The organism is Saccharothrix sp. S26, from assembly GCF_021390395.1.
Taxonomy (GTDB): Bacteria; Actinomycetota; Actinomycetes; order Mycobacteriales; family Pseudonocardiaceae; genus Actinosynnema.
This window is the reverse complement of sequence record NZ_JAJUWT010000025.1, coordinates 133,596-156,262: the sequence shown is the minus strand read 5'-3', so window position 1 is coordinate 156,262 and position 22,667 is coordinate 133,596. Positions and strand designations below refer to the sequence as shown.

Here is a 22,667-nt window from a genome sequence, read left to right as displayed (position 1 = left end):
CTAGCTGTCGGTCCCGGCTGACATCATCCACGGCATGGTCGACGTCCCCGCCACGGCGGTCCTGGTGCACAGCCCCTACCTCGGGCCCGCGAGCCTGCGCCCGCTCGCCGAGGCGCTGGCCGAGCTCGGCCACCCCGTCGTGCTGCTCGACCTGCGCGTCACGGTCAACGCCGCGCCCGTGCACCAGCGGCTGCTCGGGGTGTTCGCCGACGCGGTGGAGGACTCCCCGGTGGAAGGCGACCTGGTGCTCGTCGGGCACAGCGGCGCCGGACCGCTGCTGCCCGCGTTCGCCGACGCGCTGGAGACGCCCGTGCGCGGCCTGGTGTTCCTCGACGCCGACCTGCCCACGCCCGGCCGCAGTTGGCGCGACGACGCGCCCGCCGAGCGCATGGCCCACCTGAAGGCCATCTCGCGGGACGGGCTGATGCCGCGCTGGGACCTGTGGTTCGCGCCCGAGGCGCTGTCGGCGATGGTGCCGGACGTGCGCCTGCTGGAGGAGATCGTGTCCGAGGCGCCCGAGGTGCCGCTGGCGTTCCTCAAGGAGCCCCGGCCCACCGTGGCGTGGGCCGGGCCGTGCTCGTACGTCAAGCTCAGCCCCGCCTACACCGCCGCCGCGTCGGCGGCGCGTGAGCGGGGCTGGCCGGTGGTCGAGCTGGACAGCCACCACCTGGGGGCCGTGACGTCGCCCCGGGAGGTGGCCGCGGCGCTGGTGCCGCTGCTCAGCAGACGGTGAGGATCTCCGCGCCGTCCGCGGTCACCACGATCGTGTGCTCGAACTGGGCGGTCCAGCTCTTGTCGCGGGTGGTGACCGTCCAGCCGTCCTTCCACAGGTCGTGCTCGATGCCGCCGAGGGTGATCATCGGCTCGATGGTGAAGGTCATGCCCTCTTCGATGATCGTGGGCACGTGCGGCGCGTCGTAGTGCAGCACGACCAGACCGCTGTGGAAGGTGCGGCCGATGCCGTGGCCGGTGAAGTCGCGCACCACGCCGTAGCCGAAGCGGTTGGCGTAGGACTCGATGACGCGGCCCACCACGTTGAGCTGGCGTCCCGGCTTGACCGCCTTGATCGCGCGCATGGTGGCCTCGTGCGTGCGCTCGACCAGCAGGCGGGCCTCCTCGCTCACGTCGCCCGCGAGGAAGGTGGCGTTCGTGTCGCCGTGCACGCCGCCGATGTAGGCGGTGACGTCGACGTTGACGATGTCACCGTCCTCGACCACGGTCGAGTCGGGGATGCCGTGGCAGATGACCTCGTTGAGCGAGGTGCAGCAGGACTTCGGGAAGCCGCGGTAGCCGAGCGTGGACGGGTACGCGCCGTGGTCGCACAGGAACTCGTGCGCGACCGCGTCGATCTCGTCGGTGGTCACGCCGGGCACGATCACCTTGCCCGCCTCCTGCAACGCCTGCGCCGCGAGCCGGCCCGCCACGCGCATCGCCTCGATCACCTCGGGCGGCTGCACCCAGGGATCGGTGTTGCGCTTGGGTTCGGGCCGGTCGACGTACTCGGGCCGCTCGATGTGGGCGGGCACCGGACGGCGTGGGGACAGCACACCTGGCTTGAGGACGGCACGCACGGACATGCCCCCAGATTACGGCTCAGCGTGATGAGGCATGCGCCACGTGTCCCCTACGCGGTCGCCTCGACCGTTCCGGGGGAGGCGATCGGCAGCCCCATCTCGTCGGCGGCGGTCAGGAGCCGCTTGTCGTAGGCCACGAACCCGTCGAGGTCACCACGCAGCCGCAAGGCCGACGCGAGGTGGATGGCGTCGAGGGACTTGAGCGGCAGCGGCAACGCGCCCGCCGCGTCCAAGAGGTCCATGGTCATGGTCATCTGGTCGAGCTCCACCAGGAGCAACATGGCCTGCCTGATCGCCTCGTCGCCTTCCGCGCGCACTGCTCGGATCAGCTCGACCCTGGCCAGCGAGCTGCTGACCAACCGAGCGCCGGCTCGGTCGTCCAACCAGGTCCGCAGCGCGGACGTCTCCGCCTCGGTCCGCACCAGCTTGGCCAGTGCCGAGGTGTCGAGGTAGATCACCAACGCTCCGCTTCACGCATCTGGCGCAGCACTTCCGAGATCGGCGTGCCGGACGTGGCGGGCAGGGGTTCCGGCAACCGCCCGCCTCGACCGCGGAGCAGCTCACCGTTGGCGATGAGCTCGTCCCTCAGGCTCGACGTCCCGTTCTGCGGAGGCCCGATCTCAGCGACCACACGACCGTGATCGGTCACCGCGATCCGTTCTCCGGCCTCGGCACGCCGCACGTACTCGCTCGTGTGGTGGCGCAGGTCGCGAAGCCCGATGCTCTCCATGTGAAACATGGTATCACATTGATGTTGCGCCGTTCAGCCCAGCGCGGCCAGGAAGCGGGCGGAGGCGTCGACCGCCGGGGCGGAGCTGTTCGTGCCGAGCACCAGGGTCGCGAAGGCCACGTCGCCGCGGTAGCCGACGAACCAGCCGTGGGAGTTGGTCCCGTCGCCGAACTGCGCCGTGCCCGTCTTGCCGCGCACGTCCCCGTACGGCTTGAGCTGCGGCGCGGTGCCGGTCTCGACCACCTCGCGCATCATCGCGCGCAACGGCTCCAGCACGGCGGGCGCGGGCGGGGTCGGGGTGTGGTCGACCTTCGTCTCCCGGCCCTTCAGCAGCGTCGGGACCGGCACCTTGCCCGTCGCCGTCGTCGCCGCCACCACCGCCATGCCGAACGGGCTGGCCAGCAGCTTGCCCTGGCCGAAGCCGTCCTCCGCCCGCTCCACCACGTCCGAGGCGGGCGGCACGGAACCCGTGATCGTGGTGATCGCCGGGATCTCGAAGTCGACGCCCAGGCCGAACGAGTCCGCGGCCTTGGTCAGCGCGTCCGGCGCCATCCCGGCCGCGAGCTGCGCGAACGTGGTGTTGCACGAGAACGCGAACGCCGAGTGCAGCCCGATCGTGCCCTTGTCGAACTCGTGGTCGTTCGGCACCACGCGCCGCCCGTCGATCACCGTCCTGCCGGGGCACGGCAGCGGGCTGTCCGCCGTGGCCTGCCCGGACGCCAGGGCCGCGGCCGCCGTCACGATCTTGAACGTGGACCCGGGCGGGTAGCGGCCGGTCAGCGCCACCGGGCCCTCCGCGTCGGCCGGGCCGTTCTGCGCCACGGCCAGGATCTCGCCGGTCGACGCCTGCAACGCCACCAGCATCGCCGCCTGCGCCACGGGCTCCAGCGCGTCCTCCGCCGCCACCTGCACGGCCCGGCTCAACGCGGTCGAGATCGCCTGCGCGGGCTCCGGATCCTGCTCGTGCAGGGCCTCGACCTCGTCACCGGCCGCGTTCACCGTGTAGACGCGGACCCCGGACTTGCCGGCGATCTCCTCCTCCACCGCCTTGCGCACGGCGGGCAGCACCTGCGAGCCGAACGTGCGCGACGGCGCGAGCAGGCTCGTCTGCGTGGTGAACCGCACCCCCGGCAGCTCGTAGATGGCGGGCTTCACGGTCTGGTAGTCCGCGTCGCGCAGCGCGGCCACCTGGTAGACCTGACCGGCGGGCACCTTCGCCACCCCGTCCAGGATCGACTGCCGGGTGATCGCGGCGTCGATCGGCGTCAGCGCCGCGGCCAGCGCCTGGGCCACCGCGTTCACGTCGCCCGCTTCCTTCGCGTCGAGCAGGATCGACACGACCTGCTCCGGCGCGAGCAACGGCGTCCCGTCGCGGTCCAGCACCGGCGCGAGCGCGGGCTTCACGTCGGCCACGCCCAGCGTCTGCTGCACGGCGAGCTTCGGGTGCACGACCGAGGGCGCCCAGTGCACCTTCCAGTCCTCGTCCTCGCGCCGCAGGTCGAACTTCGTCTGGTAGCTCCACGCGTGGTCGTGCCCGAGGTCCCAGTCCAGCTGCGCGGTCGCGTCGGCGGTGGTCGACTCGCCCGCCGAGCGCACCTGCTCGACCCTGGCGCCCAGGCCCTGGGGCTTGAGCACCTCCCGGACCTTGCCGAGCACGTCCTTGGCCCCGCCCGGGTCGTCGGTCAGGCCGGCCGCGCCGTCGACGTCACCGGCGGCCAGCTTGGCCAGGAAGTCGCCCGCCACCTGGTCGGGACCGGGCCGGGAGGAGAACAGGCCGCAGCCGCTGACGAGCAGCAGGACCACCCCGAAGAGGGCCACCTTGCGCGCGATCACGGCGCCGAGTATGCCGGGTGCCGCCGGCGGCGCGGCGCGTCGGCCTCAGAACAGCACGGTCGCGTACTGGCCGACCTGGGAGAAGCCGATCTTGCGGTACGCCGCCTTGGCCACGTCGTTGTAGGAGTTCACGTACAGCGACGCGGTCCGGCCCAGGCCCTTGACCAGGCGTTCGGCCACGGCCGCGGTGCCCGCCGCGCCGATGCCCCGGCCGCGCCGGTCCGGCCGCACCCACACGCCCTGGATCTGGCCGACCTGCGCCGACATGGCCCCGATCTCGGCCTTGAACACGACCTCGCCGCCCTCGAACCGGGCGAACGCCCGCCCGCCCGCGATCAGCTCGGCCACCCGCGCCCGGTAGGACGCGCCGCCGTCCTCGGCGCACGGGTCGACGCCGACCTCCTCGATGAACATGGCGATCGCGGCGGGCAGGTACCGGTCCAGCTCGTCGGGCCGGACCTGCCGCACCAGCGGGTCCAGCGGGATCGACGGGCCGGTGCCCAGCGCCATCAGCGGCTGGTCGGCGCGCACCTCGCGGGCCGGGCCCCAGTCCGGGGACAGCTCCTCCCACAGGCCCAGCACCTGCTCGGCGGGTCCGACCAGCGACGAGCACATGCGGCCGCGGCGGCGGGCGCGGTCGGCGAAGCCGCGCAGCGCGGCGGTGTTGCCGCGCAGCGGGATGAGGTTCGGCCCGGCGAAGCACAGCGCGTCGAGCCGGCCGCCGCGCAGCGACCGGTGGTCGTACGCCCACACCTCGCCGCCGAGCCGCCACGGGTCCAGGCCCGCGGCCTCGACCCGGGCGGCGACCATGCAGGACGCCACCGGGTCGGCCGCGAGCACGGCGAGCACCTCGGACAGGTCCCGCTCGTCGAGCAAGCGCGCGCCAGCCAACCTCAGCACGCCGTCAAGCCTGCCAGATGGAGACCGTTCCCCGCGCGTCCGCCACCCGCTCAGCCGACCGTCACGACCGGCTCGCCGCCCTCGGCGGTCTCGCCGATCTCCTCGGCGATGCGCATGGCCTCTTCGATCAGGGTCTCCACGATCTGGTGCTCGGGCACGGTCTTGATCACCTGGCCCTTGACGAAGATCTGGCCCTTGCCGTTGCCCGACGCCACGCCCAGGTCCGCTTCACGCGCCTCGCCCGGCCCGTTCACCACGCAGCCCATCACGGCGACCCGCAGCGGCACCTCCATGCCCTCCAGACCGGCGGTGACCTGCTCGGCCAACGTGTAGACGTCGACCTGGGCCCGCCCGCACGACGGGCACGAGACGATCTCCAGCTTGCGCGGGCGCAGGTTGAGCGACTGGAGGATCTGGTGCCCGACCTTGACCTCCTCGACGGGCGGCGCGGACAGCGACACGCGGATCGTGTCGCCGATCCCCTGCCGCAGCAGCGCGCCGAACGCCACCGCCGACTTGATCGTGCCCTGGAACGCCGGACCGGCCTCGGTCACGCCCAGGTGCAACGGGTAGTCGCACTGCTCGGCCAGCAGCTCGTAGGCTCGGATCATCACCACGGGGTCGTTGTGCTTGACCGAGATCTTCAGGTCGTGGAAGTCGTGCTCGGCGAACAGCGACGCCTCCCACAGCGCCGACTCCGCCAGCGCCTCGGGCGTCGCCTTGCCGTACTTCGCCATCAGCCGCGGGTCCAGCGAGCCCGCGTTCACGCCGATGCGGATCGGCGTGTTGTGGTCGCGGGCCGCCTGCGCGATCTCCTTGACCTTGTCGTCGAACTTCTTGATGTTACCGGGGTTGACCCGCACCGCCGCGCACCCGGCCTCGATGGCCGCGAACACGTACTTCGGCTGGAAGTGGATGTCCGCGATCACCGGGATCTGCGACTTCTTCGCGATCGCGGCCAGCGCGTCGGCGTCGTCCTGCGACGGGCACGCCACCCGCACGATGTCGCAGCCCGCCGCGGTCAGCTCCGCGATCTGCTGCAACGTCGCGTTCACGTCCGCCGTGACGGTCGTCGTCATCGACTGCACCGAGACCGGGAACTCACTGCCGACACCGACCGAGCCCACCATGAGCTGGCGGGTCTTGCGCCGCTCCGACAACACCGGAGGAGGCATCGCCGGAAGACCGAGCATGACGCCGTCACTCATGAACTGGCACCTCTCACTGGGATCACTGGAAGAGCTTGATGGGGTTGACGATGTCGGCGGTGATCGTCAACAGCGTCACCGAGCCGCCGACGAAGATCACGAAGTAGGTCAGCGGCAGCAACCGCAGGTAGTTGACGGGCGCTCCGGCGGGCAGGCCGCGCAGCTTCCGGATCCAGTTTCGCACCCGTTCGTACAGGTTGACGGCAATGTGACCACCGTCAAGCGGCAGCAGCGGCAGGAGGTTGAACACACCCACGAAGAAGTTCAGCCCCGCCAGCATCAGCCAGAACAGCTGCCACAGACCGCGGTCGACCGCCTCGCCGCCGAGCCGGCTCGCGCCGACCACGCTGACCGGGCTGTCGATGTCGCGCTCGCCGCCGCCGATGGCCTCGATCACGGCCGGGATCTTCTTCGGGAAGTTGATCAGGCCGCGCCAGGTGTTCTCGAACATCGTGCCGGTGAACTGCGTCGCGCCGCCGAACGCGGTGATCGCGTTGTACTCGAAGTTGCGCTGCTGGATGACGCCGATCGCGCCGACTTCCTCCTTGTAGCGGGTGCCGTCCTTGCGCTCCAGCTCGCGCTCGACGCGGGCCACGTCGGCGGTGAGGGTCAGCTCCTCGCCGTCGCGGAGCACCCGGAACTCGGTCGGGCCGGTCCGCTCGCGGGTCTTGGTCAGCACGTCGGACCACGTGGGCGTGGACGCGCCGGCCACCGCCACGATCTCGTCGCCGGCCCGGAAGCCCGCGTCCTTGGCCGGTGAGGGGGCGCCGGGGGCGCACGCGGCGTCGGTGCTGTTCTGCACGCACGGGGCCACCTCCGCGATCACCGCGCTGTCGCGCAGGTTCGGGATGCCCATGGTGAAGGCCATGAAGTAGAGGATGACGAAGCCGACGATGAAGTGCGTGACGGAGCCCGCGGACAGCACGACCACGCGCTTCCAGGTCTTCTGCCGGTTGAACGCGCGGTGCTGGTCCTCCGGCGCGACCTCCTCCAGGGCGGTCATGCCGGTGATCTCGCAGAAGCCGCCCGCCGGGATGGCCTTGAGGCCGTACTCGGTCTCGCCCCGGCGGAAGGACCAGATCTTCGGCCCGAACCCGATGAAGTACCGGGTCACCTTCATCCCGAACATCTTCGCCGTGGCCAGGTGGCCCAGCTCGTGCAGCGCGATCGAGATGCCGATGAGCAGGGCGAACAGCAGGATGCCCAGGAAAACGAGCACGTCAGTCCCTTCCAGACCCCACCGAAGTGGCCACGAGTTCCCGCGCCCGCGCCCGGGCCCATTGCTCCGCCGCGAGAACCTCGTCGACGTCGACCGGCTCGTGCGCCCAGCCGTCCGCCTCCGCGAGCACCCGTTCCACAGTGTCCACGATGGAGGTGAACGACGTGCCGCCGCCGAGGAAGGCCGCGACCGCCTCCTCGTTCGCCGCGTTGTAGACCGCCGGCAGGCAGCCGCCGCCGGAGCCCGCCTGCCTGGCCAGTCGCACCGCCGGGAACGTCTCGTCGTCCAGCGGCTCGAACGTCCACGCCGTCGCGACATCGAAAGTACACGCGGCGGCGGCGCCCGGGACGCGGTCGGGCCAGCCCAGGGCCAGCGCGATCGGCAGCTTCATGTCCGGCGGGCTGGCCTGGGCGAGCGTGGAGCCGTCGGTGAAGGTGACCATCGAGTGCACGATCGACTGGGGGTGCACCACCACGTCGATGCGGTCGTAGGGCACGCCGAACAGCAGCTGCGCCTCGATCAGCTCCAGCCCCTTGTTGACCAGGGTGGCCGAGTTGACCGTGATGACCGGGCCCATCGACCACGTGGGGTGCGCCAGGGCGTCACTGGCCGTGACGCCGGCCAGGTCGGCGCGGGTGCGGCCGCGGAACGGGCCGCCGGAGGCGGTGAGGACGAGCTTGGCGACCTCGTCGGCGCGGCCGCCGCGCAGGCACTGGGCCAGCGCGGAGTGCTCGGAGTCGACCGGCACGAGCTGGCCCGGCCTGGCCGCCCGCAGCACCAGGGGGCCGCCCGCGATCAGCGACTCCTTGTTGGCCAGGGCGAGCGTGGCGCCGGTCTTGAGCGCGTGCAGGGTGGGCGCCAGGCCGATGGAGCCGGTGATGCCGTTGAGCACCACGTCGGCCGGCGTCGAATCCACCAAATCGGTCATTGCGGTCGGACCGGCGTAAATTCGCGGCAACGTGAAGGCGCCGCGCGAGTAACCGCGTTTTTGCGCTTCGGCGTAGAGGGCCAGCGTGACGTCCTCGACCGCGGTGGCGCGGGCGACGGCCACGGCCCGGACCCCGAAGTCCAGCGCCTGGGCGGCGAGGGCGGCCGGGTCCGCGCCGCCCGCGGCCAGTCCGACCACGGAGAACCGGTCGCGGTTGGCGGCGACGACGTCCAGGGCCTGGGTGCCGATCGACCCGGTCGACCCGAGGACCAGGATCGTGCGTGGTGTGCTCATCACCACCCATTGTTCCCGAGGCTTCCTGATAGGCCGCACAGCGGTACTTCGATAACGGAACGATAACGCACGCGTGGTCTCACTCGAACGTGGGCATTCCTCGATCAAGCGCCCGACGGATCCGCCCGTCGCGGCCTTCAGGAAGGAGAGCCCCCGTGGGCATCTTGGGTTGGATCGTCCTCGGCCTCATCGCGGGTGCCATCGCCAAGGCCATCATGCCTGGTCGGGACCCCGGCGGCATCATCATCACGATGCTGCTCGGCATCGTCGGCGCCATCATCGGTGGCTTCGTCGGCCGTGCCATCTTCGGTACCGACATCAACACCTTCTTCGACCTGAGCACTTGGCTGCTCGCCATCCTCGGCTCGCTGATCGTGCTCGGCATCTACCGGATGGTGACCGGCAACCGCGCCAGGGCATGACGACGCTCGTAGTCGACAACTACTCTGAGTGTGCCCCGTCGAGCAATCGGCGGGGCACACCCGTGTGCGCGGTCAGTTGGCCAGGCCCGCGTCCCGCGCCAGCAGCGCGGCCTGCACCCGGTTGGTGAGCCCCAGCTTGGCCAGCAGCCTGCTCACGTAGGTCTTCACGGTCGCCTCGCTCATGTGCAGCCGCTGCCCCACGTCGGCGTTGGACATGCCCAGCCCGAGCAGCGCCAGCACCTCGACCTCGCGCTCGGTCAGCCCTTCGACCTGGCGCATCGCCTCCTGGCGGCGCGGCTGGCCCACCTGCGCCACCATCCCCACCACCCGGCTCGTCACCATGGGCGACAAGTACGCCTCGCCCGAGTGAACCGCGCGCACGGCGCGGAGCAGTTCTTCCGGCGCGGAGTCCTTCAGCAGGAACCCGGCCGCGCCGTCGGACAGGGCCCGGACGATGTTGTCGTCCTCGCCGAAGGTGGTGAGCATCACCACCCGCACCGACGGGGCGGCGGTGCGCAGCTCGCGCGCGGCGGCCAGGCCGTCCAGGCGGGGCATGCGGATGTCGAGCACGGCGACGTCCACCCGCCGTTCCAGGGCGAGCCGGACGGCTTCCCGCCCGTCACCGGCCTCGGCGACCACCTCGATGTCGTCGGCGGTGCCGAGGATGGCCTTGATGCCCGCGCGCATCAGCGGCTCGTCGTCGGCGATGAGGACCCGGATCACGTTCACATCCCCTGCAAGTGGGTGTTCTTCTCGACCAGGGTGCCGTTCGCGAAGCAGAACCGCACGATCTTGGTCGCCCGGGACGAGTAGGTCTGCACGTCGGCCACGCGGTACTCGCACCGCGCACCCGGGGGCTCGGGTGCGGCCTTGGACCTGATGTCGCCCAACGGCGGCTCCGCCCCGCCCGGCAGCCTCGCCATCACCTCGGCCTGCGACTGCCCCACCGACACCGAGTCGTACAGCTCCTGGGACACCACCTTGGTGACGGGCTGCGACCCGATCCACGTGTAGCCGCCGACGACCACCAGCACGACGACCCCCGCCAGCACGATCGAACCGACGCCCGCCCACTTGCGGATGCCGGTCGGCTTGGCCGGCGCGGACGCCTCGCCGTCCACCGGGTCGTCCGACGGCTCATCGCCCGCCGCCGCCGTGTCCTCGTACGGCAGCACGGCCGCGATCCGGAACCCGCCGGTCGGCAGCTCGCCGACGTGCAGCATGCCGCCCGCCAGCCGCACCCGCTCACCGAGCCCGATCAGCCCGAACCCACCGCCGCCCGCGGGCTTGGCGCGGGGCGGGTTGTTGCGCACCTCCACGACCAGCGCGTCCGGCTCGTACTTCACGGTGACCTGCACGCTCGCGCCCGGCGCGTGCTTGTTGGCGTTGGTCAGGCCCTCCTGCGCGATGCGGTACGCGGCGTGGCTGACCTTCGCGGGCAGCGGCACGGGCTGGCCGCCGCGGACCAGGCTGACCCGCACGCCGGCCCGCCGCGCGCCGTCGACCAGCTCGTCGATCGCGTCGACCGTCCGGCGCACCTGGTCCTCTTCCGGTTCCTCGTCGCGCCGCAGCACGCCGATGACGCCGCGCAGCTCCTCCATCGCGGTCAGGGCCGCGCTGCGCAGCACCCGCACCGCCTCCCGCTGGCGCTCGTCCAGGCCGGTGTCCATGGTCAACGCGCCCGCGTGCACGGAGATGAGACTGAGCCGGTGGCCGAGGCTGTCGTGCATGTCCTGGGCGATCCGGTTGCGCTCGCGCAGCCGCACCTGGCGCGACACCATCCGCCGCTCGCGCACCACCCGTTCCTCGCGCTCCTGCAAGGCCGCGACCAGGGCGTTGCGCTGCGCGGCGTACCGGCCGACCAGGAACGGCAGCGCCACGACCATGCAGTAGACGGTCAGCATCACCCACTGGCCGAACGGCCCGGACAGGCCCGGCGTGGACACGCCCCAGGCGAACATGTGCAGGGCGAGCGCGAGCACGCCGGTGAGCAGCGCGCGCTGCCACGGCGCGATCCGGTAGCCGGCGGCGTAGGCGAGCATGACCACCAACGCGATGCCGCCGTGCTCGGAGCTGAAGACGACCCAGGTGGCGGCCAGCAGCGCCACGGCGGGGAACAGCAGCCTGGTGAGGTAGATCGCCACGTACCCGATGCCCAGGGCGATCATCGCCCAGCCGGACAGCGGCGAACTGCCCGAGACCCAGCCGGGGAACAGGTCCAGGCCGACGAACACGAGGACGGCCAGCACCTCGCGGCCCACGCGCAGGGGCGTGACCCGGCGGAGGCGTTCGGCGTGGGCGCGCAGGAACGCGGCGGGCGCCTCCCGCAGATCCGGCAGGGCGGGCCGGAGCCGTTGAACGACGGACGTCACGGGGGCAACGGTAAAGAACCGCCCGCCCGCCGGCCGCGTTCCTTGGTCTCGACCCTCGCCGACGAAAGTTGACGCAGGTGACGCCCGCCGACCGGCACGTCCGCGATCGGCCCGGCGGTGCCGCGCACCTCACGTCCCGGCGTGCGCGCGCGTGTGGGACGATGACGCCGTTGGTGAACGTGATCGGGCAGGAAGGTCGTGCGGCTGTGTCTTCGTCCTCGGAACTGGACAAGCGTCCGTCGGTCGACCCCCACGAGGAGCCCTCGGCCGAGTGGGGTTGGCACGGCACTTTCCCCAAGGGCATCAAGATCGCCGGCTGGCTCTCCACCCTGGGCGTGTTCGCCCTGCTGATCGGCAACCACCACGGCCGCACCGAGGACATCTGGGTCGTCCTGACCGGCGTCACCATGGCCGGCCTGCTGATCTGGGACCAGGTCCGCAGCCGCACCTCCTGGCGCCGCTGACCCCCGTGACACCCGAACTCCCGGCGCGCTCGTGCGTGCCGGGAGTTTCGCCGTCCGCGGGTGGTTTCGACGTGAGCGGTCCTCTCCTGGCCCGAACAGTGGGTAGGACGCGGTCAATCGGTCCCACGGGCTGAGCACCGGTTGCCCGAACGACCGGTGCGGCAGTTGGCTCGGTGACGCAGCGCACACGTCACCCGCTCCCGCAGATGAGGACTCCGGCATGTCCGTGACGGACGAACTCCTGGCGAACAACGCGGCCTACGCGGCCGACTTCTCCGGCCCCCTCCCCCTTCCGCCCGCGAAGGGCGTCGCCGTCGTGGCGTGCATGGACGCGCGCCTGGACGTCTACCGGGTGCTCGGCCTGAACGAGGGCGAGGCCCACGTGATCCGCAACGCGGGCGGCGTGGTGACCGAGGACGAGATCCGCTCGCTGGCGATCAGCCAGCGCCTGCTGGGCACCCGCGAGGTGATCCTGATCCACCACACCGACTGCGGCATGCTGACGTTCACCGACGACGAGTTCAAGCGCTCGATCCAGGACGAGACGGGCGTCAAGCCCTCGTGGGCCGCGGAGGCGTTCAGCGACCTGGAGGAGGACGTGCGCCAGTCGATCGCCAGGATCCGCAACAGCCCGTTCGTGCCGGTGAAGGACTCGGTGCGGGGCTTCGTCTTCGACGTGGCGACGGGCAAGCTGAACGAGGTCGCCTGACACCCGCCCGCGACGGCCCCGGACACCGGCGGCCGTCGCGCTGGTCGGGGCTCAGCCCTCGGCGGCGAGCTGACCGCAGGCGGCGGCGATCTCCTGGCCCCTGGTGTCACGCACGGTGCAGGCGACGCCCTGGTCGTTGACCCGGCGCACGAACTCCCGTTCCACCGGCTTGGGCGAGGCGTCCCACTTCGAGCCCGGCGTGGGGTTCAGCGGGATCACGTTCACGTGCACCAGCTGGCCCAGGTGCTTGCGCAGCAGCTTGCCCAGCAGGTCCGCGCGCCACGGCTGGTCGTTGATGTCGCGGATCAGCGCGTACTCGATCGACACGCGGCGGCCCGTGCGGTCGGCGTAGCCGCGGGCGGCTTCCAGCACCTCGGCGACCTTCCACCGGGTGTTCACCGGCACGAGCGTGTCGCGCAGCTCGTCGTCGGGCGTGTGCAGCGACACGGCCAAGCGGACCTGGAGGTTCTCCTCGGTCAGCTTCCGGATCGCGGGCACCAGGCCCACCGTGGACACCGTCACCGAGCGCTGCGAGATGCCCAGGCCCTCCGGCGCGGGGTCGCAGATCCGGTGCACCGCCTCGACCACGCGCTTGTAGTTGGCCAACGGCTCGCCCATGCCCATGAACACGATGTTCGACAGCCGTCCCGGCCCGCCGGGCAGCTCGCCGTCGCGCATGGCCGCCGCGCCGCGCCGCACCTGGTCCACGATCTCCGCGGTGGACAGGTTGCGGGTCAGCCCACCCTGGCCGGTCGCGCAGAACGGGCACGCCATGCCGCAGCCCGCCTGCGACGAGATGCACAGCGTCGCGCGGTCGGGGTAGCGCATCAGGACGCTCTCGACCAACGTGCCGTCGTGCGCCCGCAGCAACGTCTTGCGCGTCGTGCCGCCGTCCGCCTCGACGCTGCGCAGTTCCGTCCACAACGGCGGCATCAGGTCGTTGACCAGGCGTTCCCGGGCGGCGGCGGGGATGTCGGTCATCGCGTCGGGGTCGACGGTCAACCGGCCGAAGTAGTGGTTCGACAGCTGCGCGGCGCGGAACGGCTTCTCACCGAGCGCGGCGACGGCCTCTCGACGCTGGTCGGCGGAGAGGTCGGCGAGGTGGCGCGGCGGCAGCCCGCGCTTGGGCGCGTCGAAGACGAGGGGGAGGGCAGTCATAGCACCGTCCAGTGTCCCACGCGCACGACGTGCCCAGGACCACGGCGGCTGCGACCGCCATCACCGTTGCATCGCGATACGTTCCGATATATCGTCGACACGTCGAAACCGATCGACGTAAAGGAGCAAGACGATGCACTTCCACGGACACGGACACCGGCACCACGACCACCGGCTGCACCGCGAGCACGGCTTCGGCGACCCGCGACGGGGGTTCGGCGGCGGCGGCTTCGACCGCGGCGGCCCGTTCCCCGGACCGCCCCTGCCGCCCGAGCCACCGGGCTTCTTCGGCCACGGCCGGGGTCGCGGCGGCAGGCAGCGCAAGGGCAACGTCCGCGCGGCGGTCCTCACGCTGCTCGCCGAACGCCCCATGCACGGCTACGAGATGATCCAGGAGATCGGCCGCCGCACCGACGGCCTCTGGCGCCCCAGCCCCGGCTCGGTCTACCCGACCCTGCAACTGCTGGCCGACGAGGGCCTCGTCGCCTCCACCGAGGAGGCGGGCGGCAAGAAGCTGTTCACGCTGACCGAGACCGGTCGGGACGAGGCGGCGAACCTCGACGGCGCGCCGCCCTGGCAGCAGGTCACCGACGACCTGGGCGCGCACGCGGCGAAGCTGCGCACGGCGGCACGCCACCTGCACGCGGCCATGCAGCAGATGGCCCACGCGGGCACGCGCGAACAGCAGGCCCGCGCCGTCGAGGTGATCGGCGAGGCCCGCCGCAAGCTGTACGCGATCCTCGGCGAGCTCGACGTCGAGGAGGACACCGCCGAGGAGTGACCTACCAGCGGTCGTGGACCAGCGGCCGGATCAGCGAGTCGTACACAGCCCGGACCTCGTCCAGCGCCTCCGCCAGCAACGGCGCGAGGTCCGCGGCGGCCGAGTTGGCGCGCGCCTGCTCGGCGTTGCGGGCGCCGGGGATGACCACCGTGACGCCGGGCTGGTCCACGACCCACCGCAGCGCGAACTGCGCCATGGTCGCGCCGGCGGGCACGAGGGGCCGCAGCCGCTCCACCGCCTCCAGGCCCACCTCGAACGGCACGCCGGAGAACGTCTCGCCGACGTCGAACGCGTCACCGTTGCGGTTGTAGTTGCGGTGGTCGTCCGCGGAGAACGTGGTCGACGCCGTGTACTTGCCGGACAGCAGCCCCGAGGCGAGCGGGACGCGGGCGATGATCGCCACGCCCGCTTCCGCCGCCGCGGGCAGCACCCGCTCCAGCGGCTTGAGCCGCAGCGCGTTCAGGATGATCTGGACGCTCGCGACACCCGGCCGGGCGATCGCGGTCAGCGCCTCCTCGACGGTCTCCACGCTCACGCCGTACGCGGCGATCCGCTTGGCCTCGACCATCTCGTCCAGCGCGTCGAACACCTCGTCGGTCGAGTAGACCGGGGTCGGCGGGCAGTGCAGCTGGACCAGGTCGAGCGTGTCCACGCCGAGGTTGGCGCGCGACCGGTCGTTCCAGGCCAGGAAGTTCTCGCGGGTGTAGTTCTCCGGCGTCTGGTCGACGCGGCGGCCCATCTTGGTGGCGACCGTGATGCCCGCGTCGCCGCGCTCGCGGAGGAACTTGCCGATCAGCGTCTCGCTGCGGCCGTCGCCGTAGACGTCGGCGGTGTCGAAGAAGTTCACGCCGGTGTCGGCGGCCGCGTGCAGCACAGCCAGCGCGTCGGACTCCTCGACCTGGCCCCAGTCGGCGCCGAGCTGCCAGCAGCCCAGACCCACGACCCCGACCTGCCGACCCAACCTGCCCGCGTTCCTGTTCTCCACGGTCCGGATCCTATGTGAGCGCTATCAGGGCAGCACAATCCCGGCGGGCTTGCGCCGCACGTGCACGCGGTAGCCGACCTCGAACGACAGGCCGGGCGTGCGCGCGATGGCCTTCTCCGCGATCGCCGCGGAGAACTCGATGCGCAACACCGCCTCCAGGTCCGCACGGCTCTCGAACCGCCACAGCGCGCGCACGCGGCGCAACGAGAACCCCTGGTCGGCGAAGAAGCGCTCCACGTCCACGGGGTTGTACCGCGGCTCGTCGGCGCACAACCACGGCCCGTACGGCTCGGCGAGGCCGTCGAGGTCCACGATCGCCAGCGCGCCGCCGGGCCGCAGCACGCGGTCGGCCTCGCGCAGGCCGGGTTCGCAGCCCGGGCCGAAGAAGTACGCGGTGCGCGCGTGCACCAGGTCCGCGGTCGCGTCACGCAGCGGCAGGCGTTGCGCGGGCCCGGCCACCGCCTCGGCGTTCGGCACGTCCGCCACACGTGCCCGAGCGCGCTGCACCAGCGGAGGGTGCGGCTCGACGCCGATCACCGAACGGGCCTGTCGGGCGAACACCGGCAGGTGGAACCCGTCGCCGCAGCCCACGTCCACCACGTCCCGCCCGACCCAGTCGCACTCCTCGCGCAGCGCGCTCCAGATCGCGCCGTCCACGTCCTGCGCGCGGTTCTCGACCTCGTAGACCTCGGGCCAGTGCCAGATGTTCGGGCTCGGCAGGACGTCGACCGGCCGGACCGCGGCCAACGCGGCGCGTACGAATCCCTTCACGGGACGACTCTAGAGCCGTAGCGTGATCGAATAATCGGCTCGCAGGAGGTACGTGGTGTCGATCGTCCCCAATTCCCCCGCCCTGGCCGAGCAGCACCACGGAGCGCCGTGCTGGGTCGACATCGCCACCACCGACCTGCCGGCCGCGATCGACTTCTACTCGGGCCTGTTCGGCTGGAACTTCGCCGACGCGCCGGGCAACGCGATCGCGCTGGTCGACGGGGTGCCGGTGGCCGAACTGGTGGTCGCCGAACAGCCGAGCGCGTGGACGCTGTACCTGAACACGCCGCACTCGCGTGCCACGGCGGAGAAGGCGCAGGTGTTGGGCGGGCACGTGCTCGGGGAGCCCTCGGACACCGTCACGGTGCTCGCCGACCCGACCGGCGCGGTGGTCGGCTTCCGGCACGTTCCACCCGATTGGGTGTTCGGCACGGACGGCCACGGCGCGTACGCGTGGGCCGAGCTGAACACGCGGGACGGGCAGGCGGCGGACGAGTTCTTCGGCGAGCTGTGCGGGTACGAGATCACCCAGATCGGTGATGGTCAGGCGGTCGACTACACGCTCTGGGCCGTGCAGGGGCACACCGTGCTCGGGCGTCAGCGGATGGGCCGGGCGTTCGCGCCGGACACGCCGGCGCACTGGATGGTGTACTTCACCGCCGCGCCGGAGATCGGCACGGACTCCGCCGCGTCCCGGGTGCTGGAGCTGGGCGGGCGCGTGACCGTGGAGCCGTACGACACGCCGTTCGGCCGGATCACGGTCGTCGCCGACCACACGGGCGCGGTGTTCTCGGTCATCGACCCGTCCCGCACCACGCCGTTGCCGGAGGAGGACGCCACCGAGACCCGGGTGGACGACCCGTACGACGACTAGCCGGGCACGAACACGTGCAGCAGCAGCCAGGCGACCACGGCGGACGGCAGCAGCGAGTCCATCCGGTCCATCAGGCCGCCGTGACCGGGCAGCAGCGTGCCCATGTCCTTGATCCCCAGGTCGCGCTTGATCAGCGACTCGACCAGGTCGCCCGCGGTCGCGGTGACCACCAGGGCCGCGCCGAACAGCACGCCCTGCCACCACTGGCCGTCCAGCATCAGGCCCACGGTGAGCGCACCGCCGACCATGCCCGCCACCATCGAGCCCGCGAAACCCTCCCAGGACTTCTTCGGGCTGATGGTGGGGGCCATCGGGTGCTTGCCGAACAGCACGCCGGCCACGTAGCCGCCGGTGTCGGACAGGACCACGCCGATCAGGAACGCCAGGACGCGGAACACGCCGTCGTCCGGCACCACCAGCATGACCGCGAAGGCCGCGAACACGGCCACGTAGGCGACCGTGAAGATGGACGCGGTGACGTCGCGCAGGTAACCGTCCGCGCCGTCCTTGAGCCGCCAGAGCAGGCACACCAGGATCGTCACCACGAACGCGCTCAGCACGCCGCCGCGCTCGTACGGCCAGGCCAGCCACACCACGGCCTGACCGCCCAGCAGCACGGGCACCAGGCCCACGCGGATGCCCGCGCCGCGCCGCAACGCGCCCGCCAGCTCGTACATCGCCACCGCGACGGCGATCGCGACCACGCCGACGAACAGCTGCCGCACCGTCAGCAGCGCGACGAGGATGACCGCGCCCAAGCCGACGCCCACGGCGATGGCCGCGGGCAGGTTGCGCCCTGCGCGTGACGCACTCTTCCCCGGCGCGCCCTGGTCACCGCCGCCTGACACCTGTTGTGCTCCCATCACGGCCGTCCACCGGCCACCGCGCGCGGACTCCCGACCGGACCCGCCGAGGTCACTAGACCTCGAGCAGCTCGGCTTCCTTGTGCTTGACGAGCTCGTCGATCTGGGCGACGTAGCGGTGGGTGACGTTCTCCAGTTCCTTCTCGGCCCTGGTGCCCTCGTCCTCGCCGACCTCACCGTCCTTGACCAGGCGGTCCAGCTCTTCCTTCGCCTTGCGGCGGATGTTGCGGATGGACACCTTGGCGTCCTCGCCCTTGCCCTTGGCGACCTTGACCATCTCGCGGCGGCGTTCCTCGGACAGCTGCGGGATCACCACGCGGATGATCGAGCCGTCGTTGCTGGGGTTCACGCCCAGGTCGGAGTCGCGGATGGCCTTCTCGACGGCGTTGAGCTGGCTGGCGTCGTAGGGCTTGATCACCGCCATGCGCGCTTCCGGGATGGCGACGCTGGCCAGCTGGTTGAGCGGGGTGGGCGAACCGTAGTACTCGACCACGATGCGGGAGAACATCGAGGGGTTGGCACGGCCGGTGCGCACCGCGGCCAGGTCCTCCTTCGCCACGGACACCGCTTTTTCCATCTTCTCCTCGGCGTCGAGGAGGGTCTCGTCAATCACGACTGACTCCCTTGGTGTGCGCAGTTCGGCTCGAATCCCAGCAGGTCTAGAAGGACGGGCGACCACCGGGGGTGCTCACCAGCGTGCCGATCTTCTCACCGCGCACGGCTCGCGCGATGTTCCCCTCGGTGAGCAGGTTGAAGACCATGATCGGCATGTTGTTGTCCATGCACAGGCTGAACGCGGTCGCGTCGGCGACATTCAGGCCCCGTTCGAGCACTTCCCGGTGGGTGATGTTGTCGAACATCAGCGCGTCCGGGTCGGTCTTGGGGTCCGCCGTGTAGACGCCGTCCACGGCCTTGGCCATCAGCACGACGTCGCAACCGATCTCCAGCGCGCGCTGCGCGGCCGTGGTGTCGGTCGAGAAGTACGGCATGCCCGCGCCGCCGCCGAAGATCACCACGCGCCCCTTGTCGAGGTGCCGCATGGCCCGGCGGGGGATGTAGGACTCGGCGATCTGGCCCATCGTGATGGCGGTCTGCACCCGGGTCTCGATGCCGTGCTCGCGCTCCAGGAAGTCCTGCAGGGCCAGGCAGTTCATCACGGTGCCGAGCATGCCCATGTAGTCGGCGCGGCTGCGGTCCATGCCGCGCTGCTGGAGCTCCGCGCCGCGGAAGAAGTTGCCGCCGCCGATGACGACCGCGACCTGGACCCCTGTTCGGACGACCGCGGCGATCTGGCGTGAGACGGTCTGCACGACGTCGGGGTCGACGCCGACCCCGCCACCGCCGAACATCTCGCCGCCCAGCTTGAGCATCACCCGGCGGTAGCCGTGGATCGGCTCGTCGTCGGCGTGATCCGATTTCGCGTGGTCTACCTCTGCGCTCACAGGTGCTCCTCTGGACACGGCAAGGGCGGGGTCGCGACGACTGCGCGCAACCCCGCCCTCACGCGAATCAGGCCTGGCCGACCTCGAACCGGGCGAAGCGGGTCACGGTGACACCGGCCTCGTCCAGCACGGCCTTGACGGTCTTCTTGGACTCCGTCACGGACGCCTGCTCCAGGAGCACGACGTCCTTGAAGAAGCCGTTCACGCGACCCTCGACGATCTTGGACAGCGCCGCCTCCGGCTTGCCCTCCTCGCGAGCGGTCTCCTCGGCGATGCGGCGCTCGTTGGCCACCACGTCCGCGGGGACCTCGTCGCGGGTGAGGTAGCGGGGACGCATCGCGGCGATCTGCATCGCGGCGCCGCGGGCGGCCTCTTCGTTGTCGCCGGTGTACTCGACCACGACGCCGACGGCGGGCGGCAGGTCGGCGGCGCGGCGGTGCAGGTAGGTGGTCACGGTGCCGTCGAAGACGGCGACCTTCGCCAGCTCCAGCTTCTCGCCGATCTTGGCGGAGAACTCCTGGACGACCGCGTCGACGGCCTTGCCGTCGAGGTCGGTGGCCTTGAGGACCTCGACGTCCGCCGGGCGGGTGGCCTTGGCGACCGCGACGATCCGGGAGGCCAGCTCCTGGAAGTCGGCGTTCTTGGCGACGAAGTCCGTCTCGCAGCGCAGCTCGATCATCACGCCGTCCTCGGCCACGACCAGGCCGTTGGAGGTCGTGCGCTCGGCGCGCTTGCCGACGTCCTTGGCGCCCTTGATGCGCAGGATCTCGACCGCCTTGTCGAAGTCGCCGTCGGCTTCCTCAAGCGCCTTCTTGCAGTCCATCATGCCTGCGGCGGTCAGCTCGCGGAGGCGCTTCACGTCAGCGGCGGTGTAGTTCGCCATCGTGCGATTTCCGTTCCTTCTGCGGTCTGATCGTCGGCTTCGCTCGCCGACGCGTGTACGCGCTGGGGTGTGGTGCGGTGGTGAGCCGGTCGGTGCTGGCCCGGTGCGCACGCCGCGCCCGCCGTGGTCGAGGCAGGCGCGGCGTGCGCGCGGATCAGGACTGGACGGGCTCGGTGCCCTCGGCGGCGGGCGCCTCGGCGGCGGGGGCGTCGGCAGCCGGAGCGGCAGGCGCGTCCGCGCCGACCAGCAGCTCCTGCTCCCACTCGGCCAGCGGCTCGTCCTGGCCGGGCTCGGGCTTGTCGGCACCGTCGGCGGCCTGGGTGCGAGCGCCCGAGCGCGCCATCAGACCGGCGGCGGCGGCCTCGGCCACGACCTTGGTCAGCAGCGCGGCGGACCGGATCGCGTCGTCGTTGCCCGGGATCGGGTAGTCGACCTCGTCCGGGTCGCAGTTCGTGTCGAGGATCGCCACGATCGGGATGTTCAGCTTGCGCGCCTCGCCGACGGCGATGTGCTCCTTCTTGGTGTCCACGATCCACACGGCGCTGGGCACCTTGGACATGTCGCGGATACCGCCGAGCGTGCGCTCCAGCTTGTCCTTCTCGCGGTTCATCATCAGGATTTCCTTCTTGGTGAAACCCTGGAAACCGCCGGTCTGCTCCATCGACTCCAGCTCCTTGAGCCGCTGGAGGCGCTTGTGCACCGTGGAGAAGTTGGTGAGCATGCCGCCCAGCCAGCGCTGGTTGACGAAGGGCATGCCGACGCGGAGGGCCTCGTTGGCGATGGCCTCCTGCGCCTGCTTCTTGGTGCCGATGAACAGGATCGACCCGCCGTGCGCGACCGTTTCCTTCACGAACTCGTAAGCCCGGTCGATGTAGGTCAGCGTCTGCTGCAGGTCGATGATGTAGATGCCGTTGCGCTCGGTGAAGATGTAGCGCTTCATCTTCGGGTTCCAGCGACGGGTCTGGTGCCCGAAGTGCACGCCGCTGTCGAGCAGCTGCTTCATGGTGACGACGGCCATGGCCGGGTTCGCACCTCTTCGTTCAGGCGCGCCTGGCGGTGGGCCGGCGCGCGTTCCGGTTCATCGCGGCGGGCCGGGTCGGACCGCCGCCCTGGTGCCCCTGCCGCCGTCCGAACCGGAGGCGTCTCACCTCAGGACCGCCGGACGCCGTGACTCGACCACGCCGAAAACTTGGTCGGATCTGCATTGGCACGCGAAGTCGCCCCGCACTCACACGGGCCGCGGACCGAGTGTACGCCGACAGGCCGGAGAACCACGAACCGGGCCCGCAGTTGTCCACAGGCCACCGAGTTGTCCACAGGTGGCGAGAAGCCACTGGTAGCCCCCGGTCCGCGCCGCCACGCTGGACCCATGACTCCCACGATGCGAACACTGCTGGTCCTGGCCTTGACAGCCGCCACGACCCTACCCCTGGCCCCGACCGGCCACGCCGCCAAGCCACCGCGCTTCGCCTGGCCACTGGCCCCACCGCACCAGGTCGTCCGAGCCTTCGAGGCCCCGGCCACCGAGTACGCCGCCGGCCACCGCGGCGTCGACCTGGCCGCCCCACCGGGCACACCGGTCCTGGCCGCCGCCGACGCCGTGGTGCTGCACGCGGGCCCGGTAGCCCACCGCACGGTGGTCTCGTTGCTGCACGCGGGCGGCCTGCGCACCACCTACGAACCGGTGACCCCCACCGTCCAGCGAGGCCAACACGTGCCCCGAGGAACCCCGATCGGCACCCTCACCGCGGGCCACGAGGGCTGCCCGACCCCGTCCTGCCTGCACTGGGGCGCCATCCGCCGAACCCCACCCGACACCCACACCTACCTGGACCCACTGCACCTCCTGACCAACGGCCGCGTCCGCCTCCTCCCAAGCCGGACCACCCCAAACCGCACTCCCCCCTCCACCCACCACTCCCACATCTCCCGCCAGACTAACTCTGACCTGCGATAACACCCCTACCAGCCGCCATCCACCTCACACACCCCACTGCCCCTCCATCCCCACCACCTGACCAACCCTGACCCACCCGACCACCCGCCAACCACCGCCCCCGACCTCCCCACCCGGCACCTACGCCACCCACCGCACCGCCACCCCACCCCACCCCACCGCACCGCACCGCACCGCACCGCACCGCACCGCACCGCACCGCACCGGCCAGCCTTCACCCCGCCTCGTCTCGCACCCGCCCACACCGCACCCTCCACATCCCCGACACCGCCGGGCACCCCCGGCACCGCCCCACCGCCG

Annotated in this window: 25 protein-coding genes; 7 read left to right on the top strand and 18 right to left on the bottom strand. The window is 71.4% G+C overall.

Going from position 1 to position 22,667, the window contains the following annotated elements; all coding sequences use genetic code 11:
* The first annotated feature begins 34 nt into the window (after positions 1-34).
* Entirely contained in the window at positions 35-733 is a 699-nt protein-coding gene (locus LZG04_RS34020) for an alpha/beta hydrolase (protein WP_233824907.1), read from the top strand.
* Here LZG04_RS34020 and map read toward each other — a convergent pair.
* The 8 genes from map to dxr are packed head-to-tail and all read right to left on the bottom strand — an operon-like array spanning position 720 to position 8,686.
* Positions 720-1,577, bottom strand: coding sequence for a type I methionyl aminopeptidase (gene map / locus LZG04_RS34015; RefSeq protein WP_233824905.1), 858 nt, complete (start codon positions 1,575-1,577; stop codon positions 720-722). The two genes, LZG04_RS34020 and map, sit on opposite strands and share 14 nt — an antisense overlap.
* A 47-nt stretch (positions 1,578-1,624) precedes the next feature.
* Positions 1,625-2,032 (bottom strand): type II toxin-antitoxin system VapC family toxin, encoded by a 408-nt coding sequence (locus tag LZG04_RS34010; protein ID WP_233824903.1) that lies wholly within the window; start codon positions 2,030-2,032, stop codon positions 1,625-1,627.
* On the bottom strand, positions 2,029-2,304 hold the full coding sequence (locus LZG04_RS34005; protein WP_233824901.1) for a type II toxin-antitoxin system Phd/YefM family antitoxin: 276 nt from the start codon (positions 2,302-2,304) through the stop codon (positions 2,029-2,031). The genes LZG04_RS34010 and LZG04_RS34005 overlap by 4 nt, the downstream gene beginning before the upstream one ends.
* Before the next feature lie 33 nt (positions 2,305-2,337).
* Positions 2,338-4,137, bottom strand: coding sequence for a penicillin-binding transpeptidase domain-containing protein (locus LZG04_RS34000; RefSeq protein WP_233824899.1), 1,800 nt, complete (start codon positions 4,135-4,137; stop codon positions 2,338-2,340).
* Positions 4,138-4,182: 45 nt separating this feature from the next.
* Complete coding sequence (locus tag LZG04_RS33995) at positions 4,183-5,037, bottom strand: GNAT family N-acetyltransferase (protein ID WP_233824897.1); 855 nt, start codon at positions 5,035-5,037, stop codon at positions 4,183-4,185.
* Between the two features lie 50 nt (positions 5,038-5,087).
* On the bottom strand, positions 5,088-6,245 hold the full coding sequence (gene ispG / locus LZG04_RS33990) for a flavodoxin-dependent (E)-4-hydroxy-3-methylbut-2-enyl-diphosphate synthase (protein WP_233824895.1): 1,158 nt from the start codon (positions 6,243-6,245) through the stop codon (positions 5,088-5,090).
* A gap of 22 nt (positions 6,246-6,267) precedes the next feature.
* Positions 6,268-7,464 (bottom strand): RIP metalloprotease, encoded by a 1,197-nt coding sequence (locus tag LZG04_RS33985; RefSeq protein WP_233824893.1) that lies wholly within the window; start codon positions 7,462-7,464, stop codon positions 6,268-6,270.
* Position 7,465: 1 nt separating this feature from the next.
* Entirely contained in the window at positions 7,466-8,686 is a 1,221-nt protein-coding gene (gene dxr / locus LZG04_RS33980) for a 1-deoxy-D-xylulose-5-phosphate reductoisomerase (RefSeq protein ID WP_233824891.1), read from the bottom strand.
* A gap of 155 nt (positions 8,687-8,841) precedes the next feature.
* Here dxr and LZG04_RS33975 point away from each other — a divergent pair, with 155 nt between their 5' ends.
* The gene (locus tag LZG04_RS33975) at positions 8,842-9,108 is read left to right on the top strand and encodes a GlsB/YeaQ/YmgE family stress response membrane protein (RefSeq protein ID WP_233824889.1); all 267 of its coding nucleotides are present in this window, start codon (positions 8,842-8,844) and stop codon (positions 9,106-9,108) included.
* A gap of 72 nt (positions 9,109-9,180) precedes the next feature.
* On the opposite strand, the gene LZG04_RS33970 is transcribed toward LZG04_RS33975, so the two are convergent.
* The gene (locus LZG04_RS33970; RefSeq protein WP_233824887.1) at positions 9,181-9,831 is read right to left on the bottom strand and encodes a response regulator transcription factor; all 651 of its coding nucleotides are present in this window, start codon (positions 9,829-9,831) and stop codon (positions 9,181-9,183) included.
* 2 nt (positions 9,832-9,833) lie between these two features.
* The gene (locus LZG04_RS33965) at positions 9,834-11,480 is read right to left on the bottom strand and encodes a histidine kinase (protein WP_233824884.1); all 1,647 of its coding nucleotides are present in this window, start codon (positions 11,478-11,480) and stop codon (positions 9,834-9,836) included.
* Between the two features lie 206 nt (positions 11,481-11,686).
* Between LZG04_RS33965 and LZG04_RS33960 the strand changes: the two genes are divergently transcribed.
* Positions 11,687-11,944, top strand: a complete 258-nt coding sequence (locus tag LZG04_RS33960; RefSeq protein WP_233824882.1) for a DUF2631 domain-containing protein — start codon at positions 11,687-11,689, stop codon at positions 11,942-11,944.
* Between the two features lie 220 nt (positions 11,945-12,164).
* A complete protein-coding gene (locus tag LZG04_RS33955; RefSeq protein WP_233824880.1) occupies positions 12,165-12,653 on the top strand; it encodes a carbonic anhydrase in 489 nt (162 codons plus the stop codon).
* A 51-nt stretch (positions 12,654-12,704) separates the two neighbouring features.
* On the opposite strand, the gene rlmN is transcribed toward LZG04_RS33955, so the two are convergent.
* On the bottom strand, positions 12,705-13,811 hold the full coding sequence (gene rlmN / locus LZG04_RS33950; protein ID WP_233824878.1) for a 23S rRNA (adenine(2503)-C(2))-methyltransferase RlmN: 1,107 nt from the start codon (positions 13,809-13,811) through the stop codon (positions 12,705-12,707).
* A 133-nt stretch (positions 13,812-13,944) separates the two neighbouring features.
* Between rlmN and LZG04_RS33945 the strand changes: the two genes are divergently transcribed.
* Positions 13,945-14,592: a PadR family transcriptional regulator gene (locus LZG04_RS33945; protein WP_233824876.1), complete on the top strand. Its 648-nt coding sequence runs from the start codon at positions 13,945-13,947 to the stop codon at positions 14,590-14,592.
* 1 nt (position 14,593) lies between these two features.
* Here the strand turns inward: LZG04_RS33945 and LZG04_RS33940 are convergent, their stop codons facing one another.
* Together LZG04_RS33940 and LZG04_RS33935 are read right to left on the bottom strand one after the other, a co-directional pair.
* Complete coding sequence (locus tag LZG04_RS33940; protein WP_233824874.1) at positions 14,594-15,577, bottom strand: aldo/keto reductase; 984 nt, start codon at positions 15,575-15,577, stop codon at positions 14,594-14,596.
* A 24-nt stretch (positions 15,578-15,601) separates the two neighbouring features.
* Positions 15,602-16,348, bottom strand: coding sequence for a class I SAM-dependent methyltransferase (locus tag LZG04_RS33935; RefSeq protein ID WP_233824872.1), 747 nt, complete (start codon positions 16,346-16,348; stop codon positions 15,602-15,604).
* A 55-nt stretch (positions 16,349-16,403) separates the two neighbouring features.
* Between LZG04_RS33935 and LZG04_RS33930 the strand changes: the two genes are divergently transcribed.
* On the top strand, positions 16,404-17,222 hold the full coding sequence (locus tag LZG04_RS33930; RefSeq protein ID WP_233824871.1) for a VOC family protein: 819 nt from the start codon (positions 16,404-16,406) through the stop codon (positions 17,220-17,222).
* Here LZG04_RS33930 and LZG04_RS33925 read toward each other — a convergent pair.
* The 5 genes from LZG04_RS33925 to rpsB form a co-directional block, all read right to left on the bottom strand.
* Positions 17,219-18,085: a phosphatidate cytidylyltransferase gene (locus tag LZG04_RS33925; RefSeq protein ID WP_374202944.1), complete on the bottom strand. Its 867-nt coding sequence runs from the start codon at positions 18,083-18,085 to the stop codon at positions 17,219-17,221. The two genes, LZG04_RS33930 and LZG04_RS33925, sit on opposite strands and share 4 nt — an antisense overlap.
* 55 nt (positions 18,086-18,140) lie before the next feature.
* Positions 18,141-18,698 (bottom strand): ribosome recycling factor, encoded by a 558-nt coding sequence (gene frr, locus LZG04_RS33920; protein ID WP_233824869.1) that lies wholly within the window; start codon positions 18,696-18,698, stop codon positions 18,141-18,143.
* A 46-nt stretch (positions 18,699-18,744) separates the two neighbouring features.
* Entirely contained in the window at positions 18,745-19,455 is a 711-nt protein-coding gene (gene pyrH / locus LZG04_RS33915; protein WP_233824979.1) for a UMP kinase, read from the bottom strand.
* 139 nt (positions 19,456-19,594) lie between these two features.
* Positions 19,595-20,410 carry a translation elongation factor Ts gene (gene tsf, locus LZG04_RS33910; RefSeq protein ID WP_233824867.1) on the bottom strand — a complete coding sequence of 272 codons (816 nt, stop codon included), beginning with the start codon at positions 20,408-20,410 and terminating at the stop codon, positions 19,595-19,597.
* 154 nt (positions 20,411-20,564) lie between these two features.
* Complete coding sequence (gene rpsB, locus LZG04_RS33905; RefSeq protein ID WP_233824865.1) at positions 20,565-21,428, bottom strand: 30S ribosomal protein S2; 864 nt, start codon at positions 21,426-21,428, stop codon at positions 20,565-20,567.
* Positions 21,429-21,779: 351 nt separating this feature from the next.
* On the opposite strand from rpsB, the gene LZG04_RS33900 reads away from it, so the two are divergent.
* Positions 21,780-22,367, top strand: coding sequence for a M23 family metallopeptidase (locus LZG04_RS33900; protein WP_233824863.1), 588 nt, complete (start codon positions 21,780-21,782; stop codon positions 22,365-22,367).
* Positions 22,368-22,667: the final 300 nt, after the last annotated feature.

Coding starts and splice junctions, on each gene's coding strand:
- LZG04_RS34020 (WP_233824907.1), top strand. CDS start 35: ATGGTCGACGTCCCCGCCACGGCGGTCCTGGTGCACAGCCCCTACCTC.
- map (WP_233824905.1), bottom strand. CDS start 1,577: ATGTCCGTGCGTGCCGTCCTCAAGCCAGGTGTGCTGTCCCCACGCCGT.
- LZG04_RS34005 (WP_233824901.1), bottom strand. CDS start 2,304: ATGGAGAGCATCGGGCTTCGCGACCTGCGCCACCACACGAGCGAGTAC.
- ispG (WP_233824895.1), bottom strand. CDS start 6,245: ATGAGTGACGGCGTCATGCTCGGTCTTCCGGCGATGCCTCCTCCGGTG.
- dxr (WP_233824891.1), bottom strand. CDS start 8,686: ATGAGCACACCACGCACGATCCTGGTCCTCGGGTCGACCGGGTCGATC.
- LZG04_RS33955 (WP_233824880.1), top strand. CDS start 12,165: ATGTCCGTGACGGACGAACTCCTGGCGAACAACGCGGCCTACGCGGCC.
- rlmN (WP_233824878.1), bottom strand. CDS start 13,811: ATGACTGCCCTCCCCCTCGTCTTCGACGCGCCCAAGCGCGGGCTGCCG.
- LZG04_RS33945 (WP_233824876.1), top strand. CDS start 13,945: ATGCACTTCCACGGACACGGACACCGGCACCACGACCACCGGCTGCAC.
- LZG04_RS33925 (WP_374202944.1), bottom strand. CDS start 18,085: ATGGGAGCACAACAGGTGTCAGGCGGCGGTGACCAGGGCGCGCCGGGG.
- pyrH (WP_233824979.1), bottom strand. CDS start 19,455: ATGCTCAAGCTGGGCGGCGAGATGTTCGGCGGTGGCGGGGTCGGCGTC.
- tsf (WP_233824867.1), bottom strand. CDS start 20,410: ATGGCGAACTACACCGCCGCTGACGTGAAGCGCCTCCGCGAGCTGACC.
- rpsB (WP_233824865.1), bottom strand. CDS start 21,428: ATGGCCGTCGTCACCATGAAGCAGCTGCTCGACAGCGGCGTGCACTTC.
- LZG04_RS33900 (WP_233824863.1), top strand. CDS start 21,780: ATGACTCCCACGATGCGAACACTGCTGGTCCTGGCCTTGACAGCCGCC.